This is a genomic window from Arthrobacter sp. MW3 TE3886 (genome assembly GCF_041262145.1).
GTDB lineage: Bacteria > Actinomycetota > Actinomycetes > Actinomycetales > Micrococcaceae > Arthrobacter.
The window spans coordinates 3,970,868-3,995,778 of the sequence record NZ_JBGCAN010000001.1 but is presented as its reverse complement, the minus strand read 5'-3'; the positions used below and the strand labels follow the sequence as shown (position 1 = coordinate 3,995,778).

Below are 24,911 nucleotides of genomic sequence, written 5' to 3'. Positions count from 1 at the left end.
CAGGGACCGGACGAGGGTGCCGCGGCCGTTGCCGCAGGTGAAAGCCGCGTCAATTGACGGTCCGTTCGTGGGAGCGCCGATCATTTGAGACAATGTCAGGGTGAACCGAGCATCCTTGGATAAGCGTCCGGACGAAGTAGCCACGATGTTTGACGACGTCGCCCCCAAATACGACGTCGTCAACGATGTCCTGTCCTTGGGGCAGACGCGGCGTTGGCGCAAGGTGGTGGTCGAGGCCATGGGCGTATCGGCCGGCCAGCGCGTCCTGGACCTCGCCGCGGGCACGGGCACGTCCAGCGAGCCGTACGCCGACGCAGGCATCAACGTCATCGCCTGCGATTTCTCCCTTGGCATGCTCAAGGTGGGCAAGCGCCGCCGCCCGGACATCGACTTCATCGCCGGGGACGCCACCCGCCTGCCATTCGCGGACAACACCTTCGACGCCAGCACGATCTCCTTTGGCCTGCGCAACGTCAACGAGCCGAAGAAGGCCCTGGCCGAGATGCTGCGGGTCACCAAGCCCGGCGGCCGGTTGGTCATCGCGGAGTTCTCCCAGCCGGTGGTGCCCCTGTGGCGCACCATGTACACCGAATACCTCATGCGGGCCCTGCCGGCCATCGCCGTCAAGGTCTCCTCCAACCCCGACGCCTACGTCTACCTCGCCGAGTCCATCCGGGCCTGGCCGGACCAGGACCACCTCGCGGCCTGGCTGCAGGAGGCTGGCTGGGAATCCGTCACCTACCGCAACCTCAGCGGCGGCATCGTCGCCGTGCACCGGGCCCAGAAACCGGCAGATCCCTCAGCCGGCCCTGCCGCCGGCGCTGCGGCGCTGGCCGCCCACACCGGACCCGTGGCCAAGCTGCGCCGCAACATCACCCGGCCCGGCCGATAGCCGATCCCTGCTGTGAATGTACTGATCGTCGGGGCGGGCCCGGCCGGATCCACCGCCGCCTACTACCTTGCCAAAGCCGGCATTGATGTCACGGTGCTGGAGAAAACCAGCTTTCCCCGCGAGAAGGTCTGCGGCGACGGACTCACCCCGCGTGCGGTCCGCGAGATCCAGAAGCTGGGACTCGCCCACCCCGAAACCGACGGCTGGCGGCGGAACAGGGGCCTGCGCCTGATTGCCGGCGGCCGCACGATCGAACTGCCCTGGCCGGAGGTTGCCGACTTCCCGCAGTACGGGCTGATCCGGACCCGGCTCGGCTTCGACGAACAGCTCGCCCGGCATGCCCAGTCCGCCGGCGCCGTCGTGCTCGAACGCCACAGCGTCACCGAGGCGCTGCGCTCCGAGGACGGCCGGGTCACCGGCGTGCGCGCCGCGCTGCTGGACAACTCCGGGCGCAAGACCGGCGAGACGCGTGACTTCAGTGCCGACGTCGTCCTCGCCGCCGACGGGAACTCGACGCGCACCGCCGTCTCCCTGGGCATCGGCAAGCGCGACGACCGCCCGCTCGGCGTGGCCGTGCGGACGTACTTCACCTCGCCGCGGCACGAGGACGACTGGATGGAAGGCTGGCTCGAGCTTCCCGGCCGCGACGGCAAACTCCTGCCCGGCTACGGCTGGGTGTTCGGCGTCGGCGACGGCACTTCCAACGTGGGCCTGGGCATCCTGAACTCCTCGAAGGACTTCGGCAAGCTGGACTACAAGCAGGTGCTGCGCGAATGGACCGCCGGCATGCCCGCCGACTGGGGCTTCACCCCGGAGAACCAGGTGGGCGAGATCCGCGGCGCCGCGCTGCCCATGGGCTTCAACCGCACCCCGCACTATTCTCCGGGCCTGCTGCTCCTCGGCGACGCCGGCGGCATGGTCTCCCCGTTCAACGGCGAGGGCATCTCCTACGCCATGGAGTCCGCCCGCTTCGCGGCCGAATTCATCGCCGACGCCGCTGCCCGGTCCGCGTCCGCCGGCTGGGGGTCCGGGACGGAGGCCGCCAGGGCCGCCGACGCGCACCTTGCCCGGTACGCCGACTACGTCCGCCAGCAGTGGGGCTCACACTTCACGCTGGGCCGGGCGTTCGCCGCCCTGATCGGCAAGCCGGCCGTCATGAAACTGGCCCTCCGGACCGGCATGCCTGTCCCCGTGCTCATGCGTTTCGTGGTGCGGATGCTGGCCAACCTCACCGATCCTGCCGCCAAGGGCTTCGAGGACCGGGTCATCCGGGTTCTGGAGTCCCTGGTACCCGCCACGTCCAATCAGGCAACGTCCAACAAGGCCGCACCCACCTCGGACAGTGTTCCGCGCTCCGGCACCAACTCCGCGGTTTCCGCAACAAAAAGTTAGGGTTAACCCGTGACCAACTCTGCAGACCAAAGCTGGACGCACGCCGGACACGGCCTGCCGAGCGCTGAACCCAGCCTCAACACCACCGCGATCGCCACCGGCCTCCAACTGCCGGCAGGCTTCTCGGCCATTGCGGGCGACCCCGAGCTGGGCCCCGCGCTCACCACCAACCTGGCGCGCGTCGAGAAGAAGCTGCGCGAAGCCATCGCCAACTCCGATCCCCTGGCTGACGCAACGTCGCGTCACCTCGTGGAAGCCGGCGGCAAGCGCATCCGCCCGCTGCTGACCCTGCTGTGCGCCCACCTCGGCGACGCCTCCCTGCCCGCAGTGGTGCAGGCCGCCGTCGTCGTCGAACTGACGCACCTCGCCACCCTCTACCACGATGACGTCATGGACTCCGCGCCGTTCCGCCGGGGGGCGCCGACGGCCCACGAGGTTTGGGGCAACTCCGTCGCGGTCCTGACCGGCGACCTCATCTTTGCGCGCGCCTCCATCCTGGTCTCGGAGCTCGGGTCCCGGGCGCTTGGCATCCAGGCCCGCACCTTTGAACGGCTCTGCCTGGGCCAGCTGCACGAGACCGTGGGACCGCGCCCGGACGAGGACCCTTTGGCGCACTACCTCTCCGTCATCGCGGACAAGACCGGCTCGCTCGTGGCCGCCTCCGGGCAGCTTGGCGCGATCTTCTCCGGCGCCGACGAAGCCTACGAGCCCATCCTGGTTGAGTACGGCGAGAAGGTGGGCGTGGCCTTCCAGCTCGCCGACGACGTCATCGACGTCACCGGGATCAAGGTCAAGTCCGGCAAGTCGCCGGGGACCGACCTGCGCGAAGGCGTCCCCACCCTGCCCGTGCTGCTCCTGCGCAACGCCGCCCGCGACGGCGATCAGGCCGCCGTCGAACTGCTGACGCTGATCGACGGCGACCTCAGCTCGGATGAGGCCCTGGCCGCCGCCGTGGCCGGACTCCGGGAACACCCCGTCACCGCACAGTCCTGGGTGGTGGCACGCGCCTGGGCCGATGAGGCCATTGCCGCCCTTGCCCCGTTGCCCGAAGGCGTCGTGAAGGCCTCGCTGACCAGCTTTGCCCACGCCGTAGTGGACCGCAGCAGCTAGGTCCCCCGCCCCGGCCTCCGGCTTAAACCGGCCGGCCTTCCGGCTGAGCCTTCAGCGCCGTCCCCGGCCGGTCCTTCTGGCCAAGCCCGGCCCGCCGCGCAGCCGGTCCTCCGGCTTAAACGGAATGGCCCCGGTTCCTCACAACGTTCGAGTCTTCCGTTGTGCCGAACCGGGGCCATTTCTCCGTTCGCATCAGATCCACCGGAGGCATTTGGTGAACCCAAGAAAGAGCATATGACAACTTTGTAATACTGTCCAGCGGTTTTGTAATTTGATTGTCACAGGTTTCGTCGGCAGCTTGGCGGAACCCCGGGCACCTGGGGCCGCCGGCGTATCTTTCGGCCGTGCGGGGCCACTTTGCCGTGCTGCGGACTGGTTCCAGGCTGTTTTCTCGGCGTGTTGGCGTCAAAGTGCCCCGCAGCGGCACGGGGTGTCCGGTCCGAGGTTTTCCACATGGCACAACCGGGCCGGGCCCTAAAGATCCCCGACAGGGCACATTGGCGGAATGGACGTTGCCACTTATCTTGCTTCACGGGGAGGGACGGCCGCTACGGCGGACCTTGGCCGAGCTGGATTCAGCCGCCACCGACTTGCCAAGGCCGTGGCCCAGGGCACCGTGGTGAGGATCCGCCGCGGGCAATATGGGCTTCCGCAGGATCCCGGCGCCTACCGGGCGGCGCGCGAACTGAAGGGGTTGCTGACGTGCCTCTCGGCCGCTCCGGGCTACGGCTTGTGGACTTTGGCGCCGGCCGAGTCCATGCATTTGTCTCTTGGGCACCGGGCGGCACCGCCCGGCACCGTGGCCCACGGCAGCTGCAGGCACGTCCGGCACCCGTGGCTACCCATGGCCGGACTCGCGGACGTGCTGATCCATGCACTCCATTGTCTGCCTGAATTGGCGGCCCTTGTCATGGTCCAATGTGCTGTGGGCCCGGGGGGACATCAGCCTGGCCTTCCTCCGCAGCAAGCTCGGGGGCAACCGCAACGGCCGCGCCAGATCGGTGCTGGACCTCGTCATTGCCCGGGCCGATTCGCTGCTGGAAGTCCTCGCCAACACCGCTTTCCGCAGGGCAGGGCTGCACGTGCGCCGACATGTGGAGATTGCCGGGGTAGGGGAGGTGGACTTCCTCGTCGAGGACTGCATCGTCGTGGAGACTGATGGTGCCTCGCACCTGGAGCCACTGCAAGTCAAGAAGGACCGGCGGCGGAACAACGCAAGCCTCATCGGCGGCTACCTGGTGCTCAGGTTCGGTTACGACGACGTCGTCCATCACCCGGAGCGGATGGTTGCGGAGGTGCTGGCGGTGCTGGAGTTGTGGCGCAGTGGGGCTTTCAGGCCGTGACGGGCAGGTCTCGGCGGCCGTCCGGGGCTACATTGGTGCCTGAGCCGGGGATCCCCGGGCCGGACGACGGCGTGTCCGTGTCAAAGTGCCCCCGGACCGCCGGGCCCGGCAGGGGGGGTAGCCGTGAAGGCCTAGTCCTCGTCCTCGTCCTCGTCGTTGAAGGCCCACTCGAACATGTCGAAGACGAATTCGGAGAAGGTCCCTTCCTCGCTCTTCCACTGGCCGCGGGCGTTGTTGCGGCGGTACACGATGGGATCCGGGATGCTGAGGTCCCCGACGCGGAAGCCCCAGGTGAACTGCTCTTCCTCGTCCTCGAGGAACATGAGGAAACCCTCATCATCTACTTCGAGCTCTTCGGGGTCCCAGAAGTAGTGGTAGGCCTCCATGATGTCCTCGCAGCCGCCGACGGCCAGGTAGAACTCGCGCAGGACCAGCGGGACCTGGAATTGGTGTTCGGCGAGGGCGGCATCGAGCTCCTCGGCCGGGAGGCCATCTTCTTCCTGCCATTCGTCTTCGAGATACTTCGGGACAAGCGCGCGGAATTTCTCGAGGAACATGTCAGTCATGGTCTTATCCTAGCTAATCCTCAGCGGTCGTTTTCCGCGGTGTCCAGGCCCAGCCGGTGCCAGCCGCGCACCGCCAGCGGAACGTACCAGTGGCGCCGCCAGGCCGTGACCCGGAAGGCGAAGACAATCCCGGCGACGGCGCACGCGGTCACCGCGGTGAAGGTCCCCGTGAGGGACAGGATCACGGTCGACGCCGACCCGGCGAACGCCGGCAGTGCGTACAGATCCTTGGGGTCGAAGAGCTGCGGCACCTCGTTGGCGGTGATATCCCGCAGCAGGCCGCCACCTACCGCCGTCGTGACACCCAGCAGGACGGCAGCCACAGGATTCATCCCCGCGGCCAGGGCCTTCAGTGTGCCGGTGATGCAGAACAGGGCCAGCCCGCCGGCGTCGAACAGGACCAGCAGCGACGTGAAGCGCTGGACGCTGGAGAACAGGAAATACACCAGCACCGTGGCAAACAGGGGCGGCGCCAGATACGCCGGGTTGGTGAACGCGGCGGGCGGGCCTGCGTTGATGATGATGTCGCGGATGACGCCGCCGCCCAGGCTCACCACCGAGGCCAGGAGCAGCGAGCCGATGATGTCGAACTGCTTCCGCGCCGCGAGCAGCGAGCCGGAGACCGCAAAGAAGAACACGCCGGCGAGGTCAAGCCAGACCAGGACAAGGCTGAAGGAGAAGGTCATGAAGCGTCCCGGTCGATTGCAAGGGGGCGGATAGGGCGGCTCCAAGGTTACGCTAACGGCTATGAATACCCCCATCCTGATCGCCTGCGCCCACGGCACGTCGAGCCCGCAGGGGGCCGCGGAGGTCAACGCGCTCCGGGACGGCATCGCCGGGCTCCGTCCCGGACTGGACGTCCGCGAGGCCTACGTCGACGTGCAAAACCCGGACCTGCCGGCCGTCGTAGCGGGGCTCCCGACGGGGGAGACCGCCGTCGTGGTTCCGCTGCTGCTCAGCGTCGGGTACCACGTCAAGGTGGACATCGCCCGCGCCGTGAAGAGCCGGCCCACCTCCCTGGCCGCGGCGCCGCTCGGGCCGGATCCGCGGCTCGCAGCGCTGCTGGACCAGCGGTTGCGCGAGGCCGGGGTAACGGACAACGACGCCGTGGTCCTCGCCGCCGCCGGTTCCTCCGATCCCGGAGCCGCACAGAGTGTTGAGGAACTCACGGAACAGCTCCGCGCCCTGCGTTCCAACCGGATCGTGGCCGCCTACGGCGCCTCCGCCAAACCCTCGGTTCCCGACGCCGTCGCCATGCTCCGCGAGGAGGCCGCCGGCGGTGCCGGTGCGGGGGAATCGGCAGGAGCGGTGGACCTTGGCGGACGGGTGGTCATCGCCTCGTATCTTCTGGCGCCCGGCTTCTTCCACGACCAACTGGCCAAGGCCGGCGCGGACCTGGTGACGGCGCCGTTGCTGCCCTCGCCTGTCCTCGCCGAAATTGCCCTGGAACGCTTCGACGCGGCGCTGGCCGGGTCATCGCAACCCCTGCCCTGACGGTCCGCGCAGATGCACAGCCGGTGGGCGACTTCAAGGGTTTCCGGCGGTTCGTGACGAAATGTTGCCCTAGGTGACTCCCCGTTTCTGACCCTTTGTGACGGGATTACGGCCGCCCCTACAGTCGATGCATGACTGATACAGCTCTAGCCGGAGCGTCCACGGACGAGGCTGCCGCCGGCCGCACCAAGCGCCCTTCCCGCCCGGCCGCAAAGCCGCACGGGCAGTGGAAAGTGGACGGCACCACGCCGCTGAACGCCAACGAGACCTGGAAACAGGAAGACAACGGCCTCAACGTCCGCGAGCGTATCGAGTCCGTCTACTCCAAGCACGGCTTCGACTCGATCGACGGCACGGACCTGCACGGCCGCTTCCGCTGGTGGGGGCTCTACACCCAGCGCAAACCCGGGATCGACGGCGGCAAGACTGCCACGCTCGAACCGCACGAGCTCGAAGACAAATACTTCATGCTCCGGGTCAGGATCGACGGCGGTGCGCTCACCACCGAGCAGCTGCGCGTCATCGGTCAGATCTCCGTGGACTTCGCCCGCGACTCGGCCGACCTCACGGACCGCCAGAACATCCAGCTGCACTGGATCCGGGTCGAAGACATGCCCGAGATCTGGCGCCGGCTCGAGGGCGTGGGGCTGTCCACCACGGAAGCCTGCGGCGACGTGCCCCGCGTGATCCTCGGTTCCCCGGTGGCGGGCATTGCAAAGGACGAGATCATCGACCCCACGCCGCTGATCCAGGAACTCGCCGAGCGGTTCATCGGGGACCCGGAACTGGCCAACCTGCCGCGCAAATTCAAGACCGCCATCACCGGCCACCCCAGCCAGGACGTGGTGCACGAGATCAACGACGTCGCCCTGGTGGGCCTGGTCCACCCCGAACTCGGCATCGGCTACGACCTCTGGGTGGGCGGCGCGCTCTCCACCAACCCCATGCTGGGCAAGCGCCTCGGCGCCTTCGTCCGGCCGGACCAGGCTGCCGACGTGTGGCTCGGCGTCACCAGCATCTTCCGCGACTACGGCTACCGGCGCATGCGCACCAAGGCCCGCCTGAAGTTCCTGCTGGCCGACTGGGGACCGGTGAAGTTCCGCCAGGTCCTCGAGGACGAATACCTCGGCTACAAGCTCGCCGACGGCCCGGCCGCCCCGAAGCCCTCCACACCCGGCGACCACATCGGCGTGCACGAACAAAAAGACGGCAAGTTCTTCATCGGCGCGACCCCGCTGGCCGGCCGCCTCTCCGGCAGCCAGCTGGTCAAGCTCGCGGACACCCTGGAGGCCCGCGGCTCGCAGCGCCTGCGCACCACCCCGCACCAGAAGCTCGTGGTCCTCGACGTGCCCAAGGACGAGGTGGACCCGCTCGTGGCCGAGCTCGACGCGCTGGGCCTGTCCGCCCGGCCGTCCGTGTTCCGGCGCGGCACCATCGCCTGCACCGGCATCGAGTTCTGCAAGCTCGCCATCGTGGAAACGAAGGTGACCGCGGCGACGGCGGTTGCCGAACTGGAGCGCCGCCTGGCCGACCTCGCCGAGAGCAAGCAGCTGCCCCAGGCGCTGTCCCTGCACATCAACGGCTGCCCCAACTCCTGCGCACGGATCCAGACGGCGGACATCGGCCTCAAGGGCATGATGCTGCCAACACCCGACGGCGACCCCACCCCGGGCTTCCAGGTCCACCTCGGCGGCGGGCTCGCGTCCGACAGCCGCGAGGAGGCAGGCCTGGGCCGCACCGTCCGGGGACTCAAGGTCACGGCCGGGGAGCTGCCCGACTATGTTGAACGCGTGGTCCGCAAGTTCGTCGCCGACCGCTCCGAGGGCCAAAGCTTCGCCGAGTGGGCCTTCGCCGCGGAGGAAGGTGACCTTCAGTGACCGCAGTCCTCCGCACCCACGACGAGCTCAAGGCCCTCGCCGAGGCCGGTGCCGCCGAGCTCGGCTGGGACGCCCCGGCCCGCGACGTCATTGCCTGGGTGGCCCGCAATTTCGAGCTGCCGACGGTCGCCGTCGCCTGCTCCATGGCGGATGCGGTCCTCCCGGCGCTGGTCGCGGACCAGCTTCCCGGCGTCGACGTCCTGTTCCTGGAGACCGGCTACCACTTCCCGGAGACGCACGCGACACGCGACGAGGTGGCAGCCAACCTGCGCGTCAACGTCGTGGACGTGCTGCCGGAGAACACCGTGGAGCAGCAGGACCGGCTCCTGGGCAAGGACCTCTTCGCCCGCGACCCCGCGCAGTGCTGCGCCCTGCGTAAGGTGGCGCCGCTGCGCCGCACCCTCGCCGGCTACGAGGTCTGGTTCACCGGGGTCCGCCGCGACGAGGCCCCCACCCGCACCAACACGCCGCTGGTCACCTGGGACGAGGCCAACGGCCTGGTCAAGGTCAACCCGGTGGCGGCGTGGTCTTTCGACCAGCTGGTGCAGTACTCCGACGACAATCTTCTTCCCGTCAACCCGCTGCTTTCACAGGGCTACCCGTCCATAGGCTGCCAGCCTTGCACCCGCAAGGTGGCGCCCGGCGACGACCCCCGCGCCGGACGCTGGGCAGGAACCGACAAGACAGAATGCGGACTACACGTATGAGCACTTTCCTGACTGAGGAGCCCACGCAGGTGAACGACGCTCCCGTTTCCACACGACTCTCCAGCCTGGACACCCTTGAGTCCGAGGCCATCCACATCATCCGCGAGGTGGTCGCCGAGTTCGAGAAGCCTGCCCTCTTGTTCTCCGGCGGCAAGGATTCCGTGGTGATGCTGCACCTGGCCACGAAGGCGTTCTGGCCGGGCAAGGTCCCCTTCCCGGTGCTGCATGTGGACACCGGGCACAACTTTCCCGAGGTCATCGACTTCCGCGACCGCACCGTGGAGCGGCTGGGCCTGAAGCTGGTCGTGGGCTCCGTCCAGGAATTCATCGACTCCGGTGAGCTGGCCGAGCGTGCCGACGGCACCAGGAACCCGCTGCAGACCGTGCCGCTGCTGGATGCGATCCAGCGCAACAAGTTCGACGCCGTCTTCGGCGGCGGCCGCCGGGACGAGGACAAGGCCCGGGCCAAGGAACGGATCCTGAGCCTTCGCGATGAGTTCGGCCAGTGGGACCCCCGCAACCAGCGGCCCGAGCTGTGGAACCTTTACAACGGCCGGCACACCGTGGGCCAGCACGTCCGCGCGTTCCCGATCAGCAACTGGACCGAACTGGACGTGTGGCGCTACATCGAGCGCGAAAACATCGAGCTGCCGGGCCTGTACTACGCCCACCGCCGCGAAGTCTTTGCCCGCGACGGCATGTGGCGCGCCGTCGGCGAGGTCTCCCAGCCGCGCGAACACGAGGAAGTCATCACCAAGACCGTCCGCTACCGGACCGTCGGCGACATGTCCTGCACCGGCGCCGTGGAATCGGACGCCGCCACGGTGCGCGACGTCGTCATTGAGGTTGCCGCCTCCACCATCACCGAACGTGGCGCCACCCGGGCCGATGACCGCATCTCCGAGGCCGCCATGGAAGACCGCAAGAAGGACGGCTATTTCTAATGAGCACGGAAACGTTTCTCCCGGGCCCGGACCTGGTCTCCGCGGCGCTGCCCACCACACTGTTCCGCTTCGCCACCGCAGGCTCCGTCGACGACGGCAAGTCCACCCTGGTGGGCAGGCTCCTGCACGACTCGAAGGCGATCCTCGCCGACCAGCTCGACGCCGTCGCCCGCACCTCCGCGGACCGCGGCTTCGGCGGCGAAGGGGCCACCGGCACAAAAGCGATCGACCTCGCCCTGCTGACCGACGGCCTGCGCGCGGAACGCGAGCAGGGCATCACCATCGACGTCGCCTACCGCTACTTCGCCACGGACCGCCGCAGCTTCATCCTCGCGGACTGCCCCGGGCACGTGCAGTACACCAAGAACACGGTGACCGGCGCGTCCACCGCGGACGCCGTCGTCGTGCTCATCGATGCCCGCAAGGGTGTCCTGGAGCAGACCCGCCGGCACCTGTCCGTGCTGCAGTTGCTGCGGGTGGCGCACGTGATCGTCGCCGTGAACAAGATCGACCTCGTGGACTTCAGCGAGGACGTGTTCCGCGAGATCGAGGCGGATGTCCAGCAGGTCGGGCGCGAACTCGGGCTCGGTTCCGATGGCGTGGCGGATCTCCGGGTCATCCCCGTGTCCGCGCTCGAGGGGGACAACGTGGTCGATGCCTCGGAGCGCACCCCGTGGTACGACGGCCCGGCGCTGCTGGAAGTCCTCGAGACGCTGCCGGCCGCGGACGAACTCGAAAGCCACCTCGAGAGCTTCCGTTTCCCGGTCCAGCTGGTGGTCCGGCCGCAGGGCGCGCTGGCTCCGGATGCCATCGCCGGCGGCCTCGATCCGGAGGCGTACCGCGACTACCGTGCCTATGCCGGCCAGATCACCGAAGGCTCGGTCAAGGTGGGGGACCAGGTCAGCATCCTGACCCCGGGCCAGGAGCCGCGCACCACCATAGTCACCGGGATCGACTTCGCTGGCCGCGAGCTCACCGAGGCGGCAGCGCCGCAGTCCGTGGCCCTTCGTCTGGCGGATGAATTCGACGTTGCCCGCGGTGACACGATCGCGGCCGCCGGTCCCGCCGGTGGCAAAACACCTGAAGCATCGGCAGACCTCTACGCCGCGCTGTGCTGGCTCTCGCCCAAACCGCTCCGGGAGGGCGCCAAGGTCCTGGTCAAGCACGGCACCCGCACCGTCCAGGCGCTGGTCCGGAACGTGACGGGCAAGCTGGACCTCGCCAGCTTCGGCCTGGAGCCGACCACCACCCTGGAGCTGAACGACATTGGGCACGCCCAGCTTCGGCTCGCCGCCCCGCTTCCGCTGGAGAACTACCTGCACCACCGCCGCACCGGGGCGTTCCTCGTGATCGACCCGCTGGACGGCAACACCCTCGCCGCCGGCCTGGTCAACGGCCACCCCGGCGACCACGAGGACGAGCGCTACTCGATCTAGGCCACGTGTCACACGGGCGCAGCTTGTTTCCCGGTCGGTCGCCATTGGCGGTGGTCCGGGAAACAAGCTGCCCTCTTTTGGGGCCGAATGTGACGCTGCGTGAACCCGCGTGACCCCCGGTTTCCGGGGCCGTTGAACCCCGAATATGACACTCCCTATGGTGAATGAATGAAGACACAGGAACGGTTCCCCGGCCTCCCCCGCAGGGACTTCCAGGGGCGATGTCGCCGGCGCTGACCATCCGCCCGGCCCTTCCGCACACCCCCAGAACAGGACTTCACCCATGTCTCACACCCCCGAAAACCCCGGGCCCGGCACGCAGCCCGGCACCACCCGGATCGTCGCCGGCGAGACCGGCAAACCCAAACGCAAGCGCACCCTGGAGATTGCCCTCGTCGCGGGGCTCGTGCTCCTGATCGGCGCCGGCGCCGCCGTGGCATCCTCGCTGTCCCGCAGCCCGGAAACCGCCCCGGCAGCGGCCGCGGCGGACGCAGGCCCGGCCACCGAGCTCAAGCTTGGCTACTTTGGCAACATCACCCACGCCCCGGCCCTGGTGGGTGTCAACAAGGGGTTCATCGCCAAGGACCTCGGGGCGACCAAGCTCAGCACGCAGGTGTTCAACGCCGGCCCGGCCGCGATCGAGGCCCTGAACGCCGGCGCCATCGATGCCACCTACATCGGCCCCAACCCGGCCATCAACTCCTATGTCAAGAGCAACGGCCAATCCATCAGCATCATCGCCGGCGCCACGGCCGGCGGAGCGCAGCTGGTGGTCAAGCCCGGCATCAACTCGGCCGCCGACCTGAAGGGCAAGACGCTCGCGTCGCCGCAGCTCGGCGGCACGCAGGACGTGGCCCTCCGCGCCTGGCTCGGCAAGCAGGGGTTCAAGACCTCCACGGACGGCAGCGGCGACGTCTCGATCAACCCGACCGAGAACGCGCAGACCCTCAAGCTGTTCCAGGACGGCAAGCTCGACGGCGCGTGGTTGCCCGAGCCCTGGGCCTCCCGCCTGGTGCTGCAGGCCGGCGCGAAGGTCCTGGTCGACGAGAAGGACCTGTGGGAGAAGGGCGAGTTCGTCACCACCGTCCTGATCGTCAACAAGACGTTCGCGGCCGAGCACCCTGCCACGGTGCAGGCGCTGCTGAAGGGCCATGTCGAATCCGTGGACTGGCTCAACGCGGCGCCCGCCGCCGAGAAAGCCACGGTCCTCAATGACGGACTCAAGGCAGCCGCCGGCAAGGCGCTGCCGGCGGACGTCATCGACAGGTCCCTGAAGAACATTGTCTTCACCACCGACCCGCTCGCGGGGACGTACAAGAAACTGCTTCAGGACGGCATCGACGCCGGCACCACCAAGCAGGCCGACATCAACGGCATCTTCGACCTCACGGCGCTCAACAGTGTTCTGGGCGAGAGTGCGGCCGGCAAGAAGATCTCCGCCGAAGGGCTCGGCAAAGAGTAGCTCCCCGGCCTCCAGCCACCCGCCACAACAGTAAGGACCAGACCATGCCAGTCGTACTGGAACACCTGGGCAAGCGCTTCGGCGCCGGCACGCCGGTGCTGGACGACGTCAACGCCACCATCGGGCAGGGCGAGTTCGTCGCCCTGCTCGGTGCCTCCGGCTGCGGCAAGTCCACCCTGCTCAACATCATGGCGGGACTGGAGGCCCCGACGTCGGGGGCCCTGGAAGTGCCCAGCGACGGCGCCGCCTTCATGTTCCAGGACGCCGCACTGTTTCCTTGGCTGACCGCGCGGGAAAACATCGAGCTGGCCCTGAAGCTCCGCGGCGTCGGGAAAGCTGATCGCCGGGTCAGGGCAGGGGAGTTGCTGGACCTGGTGCACCTGGGCGGCGCGGGGGACAAACGGCCCCACGAACTCTCCGGCGGGATGCGCCAGCGCGTGTCGCTGGCCCGGTCGCTGGCCCAGGACCGCCAGCTGCTCCTCATGGACGAGCCGTTCGCGGCCCTGGACGCCATCACGCGGGACCTGCTCCATGACGAGCTGGAACGCATCTGGAAGGAAACCGGCCGGACCATCGTCTTCGTCACCCACAACGTCCGCGAGGCCGTCCGGCTTGGCCAGCGCGTGCTGCTGCTGTCCTCCCGGCCCGGCCGCGTGGTGCGGGAATGGCACGTCAGCGAAGAGCACCGCACCGACGCCGGACTGGCCGGCCAGCTCACCGGCGAAATCACCGCCCGGCTACGCGAGGAGATCCGCCGCCATGCCAAGTAACCAGCTACCCGTGGCGGAAGCCCCGGCCGAGACCCGCAAAGTCCATGCCGCGCTGACCCGGTCCTCCACCGGCACGGAAGATCTCCGCGAGCTCGAAGCGGGCCTCGATTCCCTGCAGTCAGACTCCATCCGCAAGGTCCGCATCGACTGGAGCCGGATCCTGCTGCCGGTGGCTGCGCTCGCGGTGCTGATTATCCTGTGGCAGTTGTACGTCTCCCTCGGCTTCAAGCGGCGCGACGTCGTGCCCGGCCCCCTGGATGTCGTCGGCCAGGTCGGAACCTTGTGGAGCGAGGGCAAGCTTCAAGAGGCCGTCTGGACCTCGCTGCAGCGCGGCGTCGTGGGCTTCTTGATCAGCGTGGTGATCGCGACGCCGGTGGGTCTTGTGCTGGCCCAGGTGGCACCGCTGCGCCGCGCGTTCGGGCCGCTGATCTCCGGGCTGCAGGTCCTGCCGTCGGTGGCCTGGGTGCCGGCCGCCATTCTCTGGTTTGGGATCACGGACGCCACCGTGTATTTCGTGGTGTTCATGGGTGCCATTCCCTCGATCATCAACGGCCTGATCTCCGGTGTGGACCAGATTCCGCCGCAGTACCGCAGCGTCGGAAAGGTCCTGGGTGCGTCCCGGCTCCAGCTGGCCCTGCAGATCATCCTGCCGGCGGCCCTGCCCGGGTACCTCGGTGGCCTCAAGCAGGGCTGGGCGTTCTCGTGGCGCTCGCTCATGGCGGCGGAAATCATCGCCGTCGGCGGCACGATCGGCTTCGGCCTGGGCTCCATGCTGGACCAGGGCCGCGTCCTGTCCGACATGACCATCGTCATGGCCGCGATCCTGCTGATCCTCGCCGTCGGAATCCTGATCGAACTGCTCGTGTTCGCCCCGATTGAAAAGCGGCTGCTCCGCCGCCGGGGCCTCCTGGCCGGCAGCACCCGCTAGGCCCGCCGCCCAGCCCCACCACCCCGCCCCATCAAAAGCAACGCGGGGTCACTTACGGCCGATAAACCCAAGGGATATTGGCCGTAAGTGACCCCGCGTTGCTTTTGCGATGACTCCTTGCCCGGGCACGGGCACGGGCCTACACTCGCGCCTAGAGGCCGGGTTGCGGCCCCTTCCACGGCTGATGCAAAGCCCGATTCCTAGGAGGTCGCTGTGGCAGCAAAATTTGGCGTGCTGGCCCTGGTCGAAGCCAAAGCGGGGAAGGAACAAGACGTCTGGGACTTCCTGAACGGAGGGCGGGAGATCGTGCTCAACGAGCCCGGAACGCGCACCTGGTATGCCTTCCGGGTCAACGAGAACACCTTCGGCATCTTCGACACCTTCGATACCGAGGAGGACCGGCAGGCCCACCTGGGCGGGGCCATTCCTGCCGCACTCGGCGAACACGGTCCCGCCCTGCTCGCCAAGGATCCCGACATCAAACTCATCGAACTCATCGCCGTGAAGTAGGCCCAGGCCTGTGCTCCGGCGGGGCGAGGGCACATTGGCGAGGACACGCCGTCATTCTGGCCCGAGATGACTGCTCCAGACGTCAAAGTGCCCCCGGACCGCTCCCAGCCTGACCAGTTGAACCCGGATGAGCCCACAGGAGCCCGCAATTATGTGACGCGGCGTTACCTTGCGTGAACTGGTGTTGCCGCACCGTTGTTCCGCTGTGTGACGCCGCCCTATCGTCGATGCATGGCAATTCAGGACATTTACCCCACGGCGCTGCGCCTCCTCGGCCGTCCAGTGCTGGTGGTCGGCGCCGGACCGGTGGCCACCCGGCGTACTAAGGGCCTGCTCGACGCCGGAGCCCGCGTCACCGTCGTGGCACCGGTTGCCTGCCCGGCGCTGGCTGAACTCGCCGACGCTGGCCTCCTGAACTGGGAGCCCCGCCCGTACCGGCCCTCCGACGTCGACGGCGTCTGGTTTGTCCAGACCGCCACCGGCGACGCCGCCGTGGACGCCCAGGTCTCTGCCGACGCCGAGGCGCAACGCATCTGGTGCGTCAACGCCTCCGACCACGAAGCGTCCGCCGCCTGGACGCCCGCCGTCGCCGTGGTGGACGACGTCAAGATCGCCGTCAACGCCGGCGGTGACCCGCGCCGCGCCATGGCCTTGCGCGACGCCGTCGCCACCGCCCTGGCCACCGGAGACCTGCCGCTGCGCCGGCACCGTCTTTCCGGGACGGGGGCAACTCCCGGATCCGTGGCCCTCGTGGGCGGCGGCCCCGGCGACACCGGACTCATCACCGTCCGCGGCCGCCGGCTCCTTGGCCAGGCCGACGTCGTGGTGGCGGACCGGCTCGGCCCGCGTGAACTCCTGGCCGAACTGGCCCCCGACGTCCGCGTGGTGGAGGTCGGCAAGACCCCCGGCCACCATCCGGTGCCACAGTCCGAGATCAACCGGATCCTGGTCGAGGAAGCCCTGCAGGGCCACCGCGTGGTCCGGCTCAAGGGCGGCGACCCCTATGTGCTGGGCCGCGGCGGCGAGGAAGCCGAATTCTGCCGGCAGCACGGCGTCGAGGTTGAAGTGGTTTCCGGCGTCACGTCGGCCATCTCCGTCCCAGCCGCCGCCGGCATCCCGGTCACGCACCGCGGGCTCGCCAAAGGCTTCAGTGTGGTCACCGGCCACGAGGAACTCGCAGAAGTTCCGGCCCGTGCCGACCACACTGTGATCCTGCTCATGGGCGTGGGCCAGCTGCGCGATTCCGCGGCCTCCCTGGCCCGCGCCGGTTTGCCTCTTCAGACGCCTGTTGGCATCGTAGAGAATGGATACCTGCCAAACCAGCGGGTGACCATCGGAACCCTCGGGACCATCGCGGACCAGGCGGAGGCCGCAGGCGTAGCGAACCCCGCCGTGATCGTGATCGGCGACGTGGTCCGCGTCAGCCCGTTCGCGCCGTCGCACTTCAAGACCGCGGACTACAGCACCACCTCCCCGAACGCTCCCCGCACCACCAAGACCCGCGTACTGACCCCCTAACACCCGTCGATTGCTCCATAACTGCCGTTATCAAGCCCCAAAAGGGCGTTTGTGGAGCAACGGATGCAGAAGAAAAAAGGAACACAGCCGTGTCAACTAGCACCCCCGTAGGAACCGCCGCCCGCCCGCTGCGCGTCGCCGTCGTCGGCTCCGGTCCCGCCGGCGTCTACGCCGCGGACATTCTGACCAAGAGCGAGGCCGTCAAGAGCGGCGAGCTCACCGTCAGCATCGACCTCTTCGACCGCTACCCGGCACCCTACGGCCTGATCCGCTATGGCGTGGCCCCCGACCACCCCCGCATCAAGGGCATCGTCAACGCCCTGCACAAGGTCCTGGACCGCGGCGACATCCGGTTCTTCGGCAACGTGGACTACGGCACGGACTTGTCCATCGATGACCTCCGCACCCACTACGACGCCATCATCTTCGCCACCGGCGCCATCAAGGATGCGGACCTCAACATCCCCGGCATCGAGCTCGAGGGCTCGTACGGCGGCGCCGACTTCGTGTCCTGGTACGACGGCCACCCCGATGTGTCCCGCGACTGGCCGCTGGAGGCCAAGGAAATCGCCGTGATCGGCAACGGCAACGTGGCCCTCGACGTGGCCCGCATGCTCTCCAAGCACGCCGACGACCTCCTGGTCTCCGAAATCCCGGACAACGTCTACGCCGGCCTGAAGTCCTCGCCGGTCACGGACGTGCACGTGTTCGGCCGGCGCGGGCCGGCCCAGGTCAAGTTCACGCCCCTGGAACTGCGCGAACTCTCCCACTCCAAGGACGTGGACATCATCCTCTACGCCGAGGACTTCGAGTTCGACGCCGAATCGGACCGGCAGATCCAGAGCAACAACCAGACCAAGACCATGGTGGGCACGCTCACCAACTGGATCGCCGAACAGCCCGAGGACCTCTCCGAGCTCACCGCGTCCCGCCGGCTGCACCTTCACTTCCTGCACAGCCCCGTCGAGATCTACGGAGAAAAAACAGACGACGCCGGGACCCCCGGCCGCGTCGCCGGGATCAAGTTCGAGCGCACCGAGCTGGACGGTACCGGCAACGCCCGCGGCACCGGCGAGTTTGTCGACTACCCGGTCCAGGCCGTGTACCGCGCCATCGGCTACTTCGGCTCCGCCCTCCCCGAGGTCGAGTTCGACCACAGCAAGGGCGTTGTTCCGAACGACGGCGGCCGCGTTCTGGACGCCGCCGGCAGCCACGTGCCGGGGCTCTACGCGACCGGCTGGATCAAGCGCGGGCCGGTGGGACTGATCGGCCACACCAAGGGTGACGCCCTCGAAACCGTGACCTACCTGCTCGAGGACCGCGAAAACCTGCCGGTGGCCGCGTCGCCTGCCCCCGAGGCGATCGTCGAGCTCCTGGCGGGCCGCGGCGTCGAGTACACCAGCTGGGAAGGCTGGCTGGCTCTGGACGAGCACGAACGCGCCCTCGGAGAAAAGGCCACCGCCGCCGGCGGGTCGCACGGCGTCGCCGTCCAGCGCGAGCGCATCAAGGTGGTTCCGCGCGAGGACATGGTGGAAATTTCCCGCGGCGGAGTGGCCGCAGAGGTCTAAACGCCCGCCTCGCAACTGCAACGCGGGGTCACTTCGCGCCCATAATCCCCTCCGGGACGGGCGCGAAATGACCCCGCGTTGTGTGTTAACGGCGCAATCCCGCCGGGTAGTCAGTAGGCTTACCGTCATGAACGAGCAGCGCATGCAGACCCCCGGCGCAGGATCGGGCCAGTGAGGCTCCGCCACAGCAACGCGTCCGGCCGCGGATACCGCAGGGTTCCCGCCGGCACCGGGTTCAGTTACAAGGACCTGGACGGCTCCACCCTGCCGCCGGGCCCCGTGCGGGAACGGCTCGAGGGCATCGGGATCCCGCCGGCCTGGACGGACGTCTGGATCGCCCCGTACGACAACGGGCATATCCAAGCCACGGGCGTCGACGCGGTGGGCCGGCGGCAGTACATCTACCATCCGAGCTGGCGGGAACGGAAAGACCGGCTGAAGTTCGACCGTTCGCTGCAGCTGGCCGAGACCCTGCCGACCGCACGCCGCCTGGTGACCTTGGACCTGCGCTCGGAAGGCCTGACCCGGGAACGCGTGCTGGCGGCCGCCTTTCGGATGCTTGACAGCGGATCGCTGCGCGTCGGCTCGGAGCGCTACACCAACGAAAACGGCAGCCACGGCCTCGCCACGCTGCTCTGCGCCCACGTCAAGGTGCGCAAGAACGAACTCCGGCTCAGCTTCCCGGCCAAGAGCGGCAAGACCTGGGAGTCACGGATCGACGACGCCGACCTTGCCGCCGTCGTGCGCCAGCTCAAGCGCCGCGGCGGCAACGCCAGGCTGCTGGCCTACAAGGACGGCCGCAATTGGCATCCGGTGTCGAGCGCGGACATCAACGAGTACGTCAAGGAGCGCACAGGGGAGGACTTCACCGCGAAGGACTTCCGCACCCTTCGTGGGACGGCGGCGGCAGCGGTCAGCCTGGCGCAAAGCGGCCCGCAGGCGAAAGTCTCGGCCCGGAAGAGCGCGGTGAGCCAGGCCATGCAGGACGCGGCCGCGGTCCTGGGCAACACGCCGTCGATCGCCCGGAAAAGCTACGTGGATCCACGGCTGCTGGACCACTTCGCGGCGGGGGAGACGATCGACCCGAGGCGGCTGGATTCCGCCGAGTCCGAAATCCGCGCCCTGCTGTACCAGGAAGGCGACGTGGTGCCGCTGCGGAAGGCCGTGGGCTAGTACCCCGGCGGCGTTGGCAACACCTCAGAACTCGGCGTTGATGAACCCGATGACGATCGCAGTCCACCAGCACAGCTGCGAGATCACCAGGCACAGCAGCAGATGGACCCGTTGCCCGACGGCCAGGGCCTCGAACGAGGCATCGGGCGTCAGTCTGGCCAGCCGCCGCATGAGCGGAATGAGCATGATCCCGTTCAGGCTGAGCACAAGGACGGCGGCGAGCTTGAGGTCCGTCATCGGGTTGTTCAGGTGTGGGTTCAGGAACACGCCCGTGGCCAGCATGCCGGCCAAGCCGCCCCAGATCAGCGGTGTCGCCGCACCATCGAGCCTGATAGTTTCGGCCAGGTCGCGTCTGCCGATCAGCCACAGGAACCCGTGCCAGTCCACCAGGATGACGGCGCCAAAGGCCACCACCATCGACAGCACGTGCAGCACGACGGCCACATGGTGGACATAGGTATCGACATGGACCGCGGTGGACAACGTGACGGACAGCAGCCAGGCCGCAGCGGCCGCGACGGACAAGGCGGCAACGAGCCGCCGCGTGGACCGCTCAGATTCACGGTGCCGTCGGAGGGTGCGTCGGCTCACCGGAACGTAACTCATGACATACCTCTGCGAGACCTGCCGCCGGTGGCCGTCCCAGCCCGGCCCGGGGTATGTCCACGATAGTCCCGCGGGCGGATGCCAACAAGAAAATCTCCACCCGGGCCTGCGGCTACATCCGGCCGAAGCGCGCCCGGACCAGCGCGAACACGCCGTAGGCAATGAACCCCGCCCCGATCGCCAGGAGCAGGTATGGGCCGAAGGGGTGGCCCCTGAGCGCCTTGAGGCTGCCGTCCAGGCCGGTGGAGGAGTCGGGGTTGTTAGTCGCCGCGGCGATGACGAAGAGCAGCCCGGTCAGGATCAGCGCCAGCCCTTTCGACACGTGGCCGGTGACGCCGAGCACGCTGATCAGCTTGCCGCGGCGAGTCCCTTCGAAATGCTGCAGTTCCTCCTTGAATTTCTTCCCGAAGCCCTTGACGATGAAATACACGCCGATTCCCATGATGGTGAGCCCGAGGCCGACCAGGGCCGGGACCCCGAACGGTGACTGGACCAGCGCGGTGCTGAAATCCCGCGTCGACTCGCCCGAATCGCCGCGCTGGCCGAGCCCGAAGCCCGCGAAGCTCAGCCCGACGCTCCCGTACGCAATGGCAAGGAAGCCGGAGGAAATGAGTTTGCCCAGCTGTTCCCGGCGCGGCAGGTGGCGGCCCCGGAGCGTCGCCTCGCTCAGCTGCCAGAGCGCGAGGCCCGCGCAGGCGATGCAGGCCGCCCACATCACGGCCGGCCCCCAGGGGTTGGCGGCGAGTTGTTCGATGGCGCCGGTGGGTTCGGCCTGGCCCGGCGCGCCCAGGACCAGGGCGACGGCGATAGCTCCGATCACGATATGAAGCACTGCCATGACGGCGAATCCCGAACGTGCGACGACGTCGAGCACGCTACTGTTCGACGCCGCCTCCGCAGTGTCGACGGCGTCGCCGATGGCGGCTTCGATCCCGGACTTTTCTTCTGCCACGTTGATGCTGCCAAACCTCATCTGGTCCGGTGGACCAGTGTTGTGCCCCGGCGGTGCCCCGGCGGTGCCCCGGCGGTGTCCCGGCGGCGGTGTGTCTACCCGCCGATTCTACGCGCGGCGAAGTGGCAGCCGGTGGACTACCGCGTTTTTGGTAAGTGTGCTTACCATAGCCGGGTCATGGCCCCGCTCGTGGACATGCCGCGGACCGGCAGCCTTGCTGCCCCTGCGATTCGGATTCGAAGACAGACGATAGGAAGCTCAACATGGCAGGTAATCTTGTTGCCCGATCCATTCACGACCTGACGGCAGCCGCCTGGTTCGGCGGTTCCCTGATGGGCGCCATTGGGCTCAACGGTGCTACGGCTGTTGCCAAGGACCCGGCGGAACGTACCCGCCTCTCAAGCCTGGGTTGGAAGAAGTGGGCGCCGTACCAGACGGCGGCGTTTGGGGCGCATTTCCTTTCGGGCCTCGCCGTCATGTGGGAGAACAAGGGCCGGATGGCCAAGCAGGACGGCGTCACGCGGCTGAGCGTCTACAAGTCCGTCGTCACCCTCGCCGGTGCCGCTGTGACCCTGTACGCGGGCCTGCAGGGAGCCAAGGTCGAAAAACTGGCCGCCGAGGGCGCCCAGGGTGCCACCGAGCCGAAGCCGGGCGCTTCCGAGGAACTCCGTTCCGCGCAGCAGCAGCTCAAGATGCTTCAGTGGGCCATCCCCGTGTTCGCCGGCTGGGTGATTGTTCTCGGCGCCAAGCACGGCGAGATGCAGCGCCCCAAGAACGTCCTGAAGGGCCTCGTCCGCTAGCCCCGGCACAACCCGGTAAATGCCACTGGAGGGGCCGGAACATCGCGTTCCGGCCCTACCAGTGGCAGGTCCGCTCACGCCGGAACCGTACTCTCACGCCGGAACGGGGGGAGCCGAGACTGCGGCCTGGCCCTTCGATTGCCGGGCCCGCAGGATGATCTTGAAGAGTTCGCCGAGGAGCAGCAGCACGACGCCCGGTATCAGGCAGAGCAGCCACTGTTGGCCGGTGAGCGGCTCGGTGCCGAACAGATCCTGCAATACCCGCATCTGGGTGATCAGCATCGAGCCGAGGACGGCCCACGCAAATGCCCAGAGAAGCTTCGGGTTGGACACCGTGGCGGGCCCGAAGGCGCTCTCCGTGGGGTACCGGAGGTTGAGGGCGACAAAGATGTTCATGAGGCCCAGACCCACGATTGCCATGGTCTGGCCGACCTCGAGGGAACCGTAGGTGGTCTTGCCGATCTGCACGAGGATCAGCGTCGCGGCCGCCATGAAAAGCCCGACGACGAACAGGCGCACCATCATCGACCTGACGAGGATCGGCTGATTGAAGGGCCGGGGCTTGCGGTCCATGATGCCCGGCGTCGCGAGATCCAGGCCCATCACCGCCCCGATCGGGGCGACGATCGCCATGTGGATCCACAGCACCTGAGCCGGACTGAGCAGGGCCGTGCCTGCGATGGCGAACGCCGAGGATCCGATGAACGCCAGAATGAACATGAACAGGTTGGCGACCTGGATCCGGATAAACTTCTGCAGGTTGTCGTACACGAGCCGGCCCTCTTCGACCGCCGCGACGATGGTGGCAAAGTTGTCGTCAGCCAGGATCATTTTGGCCGCGCCCTTGGCGACGTCGGTGCCCGTGATGCCCATCGCGATCCCGATGTCGGCCGCCGCGATCGCCGGGGCATCGTTGACGCCGTCGCCGGTCATGGCAACGACGTGGCCCTTGCGCTTGAGCACCTCGACCAGCCGGACTTTGTGTTCGGGGGCCACCCTGGCGATCACGCCGATCCCGTCCACCTGGCTGTCAGCCTCCGCATCACTCATGGCCGCGAACTCGGCCCCGGTCACCGCACGGCCCCTGATGCCCAGTTCCTCGGCGATCGCCGCCGCCGTGACGGCGTGGTCGCCCGTGATCATCCGGACCCGGATGCCGGCGTGCTTTGCCTTGGCGATGGCGGCCACCGCCTCGGCGCGCGGCGGGTCCACCTCGCCGATCAGCGCCGAAATCTCCAGGTCCTGCATCAGCGCCATCAGGTCACCCGAAGGCTGGAACGTCGCCGGGTCGAACTCGCGCTGCGCCAGGGCGAGCACCCGCCTGCCCTGGCTGGCAATGCGGTCATTCTCGGCAAGCACCTTGCCCCGCATTTCGTCGGTGAGACGCTCGGAGCGGCCGCCCGGCATCCGGCCGAAAGAGGACCTGCTCAGGAGGACGTCGGGTGCCCCCTTCACGTAGGCCCGGATCACGGGCCTGCCATCGGCCCCCGGCATCCGGTGGAACGTGGCCATGAACTTGTAATCGGAATCGAACGGTACCGACGCCACACGCGGGTTGTTCCGGCGGAATTCCCTGACGTCCACGCCGCCCTTCTGCGCGAGCACGTACAGTGCCGCCTCGGTGGGGTCCCCGACCACCTCGCCGTCGTTGATATCGGAGTCGTTGCACAGGGCACAGGAGTACATCACGTAGTCCAGGTCCCGCTCGGCGTCGCCGGTGGTCCGTTGAATCTGGCCGTCGAAACTGTAGCCTTCACCGCTGACGGTGTAGTGGTGCTGCACTGTGGTGATCTCGCGAACCGTCATTTGGTTCAGGGTCAGAGTGCCCGTTTTGTCCGAGTTGATCGCCGACGTGGAGCCCAGGGTCTCGACCGCAGGGAGAACCTTCATGATGGCGTTCTTCTTGGCCATATTGACCGACCCGACGGACAGGATGGTAGTGACGACGGCGGGCAGCGCGTCCGGGATGGAGCCGACAGCCAGCGCCACACCGATTCCGAAGAGCACCGCGAAGGACTCGCCCGAGGCCAGGCCCATCACGACGATGGCGATAAACGCGAAGAGGGCCGCGACGATGATGAAGATGGTGAGCCGGTCCACCTGCTTGGTCAGCGGGGTCTTCTCCGCCTTCTGTCCGGACAGCATGTGGGCGATGTGGCCGACCTCCGACCCCATGCCCGTGGTGGTGACGAGGATTTCGCCGTGGCCCCGCGTCACGTTCGTGTTCATGAATGCCATGTTCAGGCGGTCGCCGATGCCGACGTCGTGCCGGCCGATGGTCTCGGTGTCCTTCTCGACGGCGACGCTCTCTCCGGTCAGGGCGCCCTCCTCGATCTGGAGGGTTGCCGCCAGGATGATCCGGCCGTCCGCCGGGACGCGGTCACCGGCGTCGACCACCACGATGTCGCCGGGGACGATCTGTTCGGCGGGGAGCTCCACAACGTCACCGTCGCGGCGCACCTTGGCCATGGCCTTCATCATCTGCCCCAGGGAGGCGGCGGCTTCCTCGGCCTTGCCCTCCTGGTGGTAGCCCAGCCACGCGTTGAACAGCGTCAGCAGGGCCAGACCAATGGCGGTTCCGTATTCCGCGATCAGCAAGCTGACCAGGGCGGCGACCACAAGGACGATCTGCATGTAGTCCTGATAGTGCTTGAAGAACCGTTTCCACACCGGCTCCTGCTTTGCGGCGGCCAGGGCGTTCGGGCCGTACTCCTGCAGCCGTTGCTGCGCCTCTCCCGGGCTCAACCCTCCAGTCGGATCCACCTTCAGCTCGGCCGCCACTTCCGCCGGCGCCAGCGCGTACCAGCTCGCGTCCGCCTCCGCCGGGGCCACCCCCGCTACTGCTCCGGGATCGTCGCTCATG

The 24,911-nt window shown here is 68.0% G+C and carries 21 protein-coding genes and 1 pseudogene; 17 read left to right on the top strand and 5 right to left on the bottom strand.

What is annotated here, in order from left to right; all coding sequences use genetic code 11:
* Positions 1–100: 100 nt before the first annotated feature.
* The 4 genes and pseudogenes from ABH915_RS18190 (at position 101) to ABH915_RS18175 (ending at position 4,737) form a co-directional block, all read left to right on the top strand.
* On the top strand, positions 101–892 hold the full coding sequence (locus tag ABH915_RS18190) for a demethylmenaquinone methyltransferase (protein WP_370123979.1): 792 nt from the start codon (positions 101–103) through the stop codon (positions 890–892).
* A 12-nt stretch (positions 893–904) separates the two neighbouring features.
* Entirely contained in the window at positions 905–2,284 is a 1,380-nt protein-coding gene (locus ABH915_RS18185; RefSeq protein WP_370123976.1) for a geranylgeranyl reductase family protein, read from the top strand.
* A gap of 9 nt (positions 2,285–2,293) precedes the next feature.
* Positions 2,294–3,394 carry a polyprenyl synthetase family protein gene (locus tag ABH915_RS18180; protein ID WP_018775147.1) on the top strand — a complete coding sequence of 367 codons (1,101 nt, stop codon included), beginning with the start codon at positions 2,294–2,296 and terminating at the stop codon, positions 3,392–3,394.
* 505 nt (positions 3,395–3,899) lie between these two features.
* Positions 3,900–4,737: pseudogene (locus tag ABH915_RS18175) on the top strand (DUF559 domain-containing protein).
* A gap of 131 nt (positions 4,738–4,868) precedes the next feature.
* On the opposite strand, the gene ABH915_RS18170 reads toward ABH915_RS18175, so the two are convergent.
* Together ABH915_RS18170 and ABH915_RS18165 are read right to left on the bottom strand one after the other, a co-directional pair.
* The gene (locus tag ABH915_RS18170) at positions 4,869–5,303 is read right to left on the bottom strand and encodes a hypothetical protein (protein ID WP_370123973.1); all 435 of its coding nucleotides are present in this window, start codon (positions 5,301–5,303) and stop codon (positions 4,869–4,871) included.
* A 20-nt stretch (positions 5,304–5,323) separates the two neighbouring features.
* Positions 5,324–5,989 (bottom strand): trimeric intracellular cation channel family protein, encoded by a 666-nt coding sequence (locus ABH915_RS18165; protein WP_370123971.1) that lies wholly within the window; start codon positions 5,987–5,989, stop codon positions 5,324–5,326.
* A 61-nt stretch (positions 5,990–6,050) separates the two neighbouring features.
* On the opposite strand from ABH915_RS18165, the gene ABH915_RS18160 reads away from it, so the two are divergent.
* From ABH915_RS18160 to ABH915_RS18105, 12 genes are all read left to right on the top strand, one after another.
* Positions 6,051–6,797 (top strand): sirohydrochlorin chelatase, encoded by a 747-nt coding sequence (locus ABH915_RS18160; RefSeq protein WP_370123969.1) that lies wholly within the window; start codon positions 6,051–6,053, stop codon positions 6,795–6,797.
* A gap of 131 nt (positions 6,798–6,928) precedes the next feature.
* A complete protein-coding gene (locus tag ABH915_RS18155; RefSeq protein WP_370123966.1) occupies positions 6,929–8,674 on the top strand; it encodes a nitrite/sulfite reductase in 1,746 nt (581 codons plus the stop codon).
* Positions 8,671–9,381 carry a phosphoadenylyl-sulfate reductase gene (locus ABH915_RS18150; RefSeq protein WP_370123964.1) on the top strand — a complete coding sequence of 237 codons (711 nt, stop codon included), beginning with the start codon at positions 8,671–8,673 and terminating at the stop codon, positions 9,379–9,381. Before ABH915_RS18155 ends, ABH915_RS18150 begins: the two co-directional genes overlap by 4 nt.
* Entirely contained in the window at positions 9,378–10,325 is a 948-nt protein-coding gene (gene cysD, locus ABH915_RS18145) for a sulfate adenylyltransferase subunit CysD (protein ID WP_370123962.1), read from the top strand. The genes ABH915_RS18150 and cysD overlap by 4 nt, the downstream gene beginning before the upstream one ends.
* Entirely contained in the window at positions 10,325–11,761 is a 1,437-nt protein-coding gene (locus ABH915_RS18140) for a sulfate adenylyltransferase subunit 1 (protein WP_370123960.1), read from the top strand. Before cysD ends, ABH915_RS18140 begins: the two co-directional genes overlap by 1 nt.
* 283 nt (positions 11,762–12,044) lie before the next feature.
* The gene (locus ABH915_RS18135; protein WP_370123957.1) at positions 12,045–13,223 is read left to right on the top strand and encodes an ABC transporter substrate-binding protein; all 1,179 of its coding nucleotides are present in this window, start codon (positions 12,045–12,047) and stop codon (positions 13,221–13,223) included.
* A 44-nt stretch (positions 13,224–13,267) separates the two neighbouring features.
* Positions 13,268–13,993 (top strand): ABC transporter ATP-binding protein, encoded by a 726-nt coding sequence (locus tag ABH915_RS18130; protein WP_370123955.1) that lies wholly within the window; start codon positions 13,268–13,270, stop codon positions 13,991–13,993.
* Positions 13,983–14,921: an ABC transporter permease gene (locus ABH915_RS18125; protein ID WP_370123952.1), complete on the top strand. Its 939-nt coding sequence runs from the start codon at positions 13,983–13,985 to the stop codon at positions 14,919–14,921. The genes ABH915_RS18130 and ABH915_RS18125 overlap by 11 nt, the downstream gene beginning before the upstream one ends.
* A 213-nt stretch (positions 14,922–15,134) precedes the next feature.
* Complete coding sequence (locus ABH915_RS18120; protein ID WP_018775159.1) at positions 15,135–15,431, top strand: putative quinol monooxygenase; 297 nt, start codon at positions 15,135–15,137, stop codon at positions 15,429–15,431.
* Positions 15,432–15,662: 231 nt separating this feature from the next.
* The gene (cobA, locus tag ABH915_RS18115) at positions 15,663–16,949 is read left to right on the top strand and encodes a uroporphyrinogen-III C-methyltransferase (protein ID WP_370123949.1); all 1,287 of its coding nucleotides are present in this window, start codon (positions 15,663–15,665) and stop codon (positions 16,947–16,949) included.
* An 89-nt stretch (positions 16,950–17,038) separates the two neighbouring features.
* Complete coding sequence (locus tag ABH915_RS18110; RefSeq protein ID WP_370123946.1) at positions 17,039–18,517, top strand: FAD-dependent oxidoreductase; 1,479 nt, start codon at positions 17,039–17,041, stop codon at positions 18,515–18,517.
* A 171-nt stretch (positions 18,518–18,688) separates the two neighbouring features.
* On the top strand, positions 18,689–19,690 hold the full coding sequence (locus ABH915_RS18105) for a DNA topoisomerase IB (protein WP_370123943.1): 1,002 nt from the start codon (positions 18,689–18,691) through the stop codon (positions 19,688–19,690).
* A 24-nt stretch (positions 19,691–19,714) separates the two neighbouring features.
* Here the strand turns inward: ABH915_RS18105 and ABH915_RS18100 are convergent, their stop codons facing one another.
* Both ABH915_RS18100 and ABH915_RS18095 read right to left on the bottom strand, forming a co-directional pair.
* Entirely contained in the window at positions 19,715–20,296 is a 582-nt protein-coding gene (locus tag ABH915_RS18100) for a hypothetical protein (RefSeq protein WP_370123940.1), read from the bottom strand.
* 112 nt (positions 20,297–20,408) lie between these two features.
* Positions 20,409–21,269, bottom strand: a complete 861-nt coding sequence (locus ABH915_RS18095; protein WP_370123937.1) for a DUF1206 domain-containing protein — start codon at positions 21,267–21,269, stop codon at positions 20,409–20,411.
* 242 nt (positions 21,270–21,511) lie between these two features.
* Here ABH915_RS18095 and ABH915_RS18090 point away from each other — a divergent pair, with 242 nt between their 5' ends.
* Entirely contained in the window at positions 21,512–22,048 is a 537-nt protein-coding gene (locus ABH915_RS18090; protein ID WP_370123934.1) for a hypothetical protein, read from the top strand.
* Between the two features lie 93 nt (positions 22,049–22,141).
* On the opposite strand, the gene ABH915_RS18085 is transcribed toward ABH915_RS18090, so the two are convergent.
* A complete protein-coding gene (locus ABH915_RS18085) occupies positions 22,142–24,910 on the bottom strand; it encodes a cation-translocating P-type ATPase (RefSeq protein WP_370123932.1) in 2,769 nt (922 codons plus the stop codon).
* Between the last annotated feature and the right edge of the window lies 1 nt (position 24,911).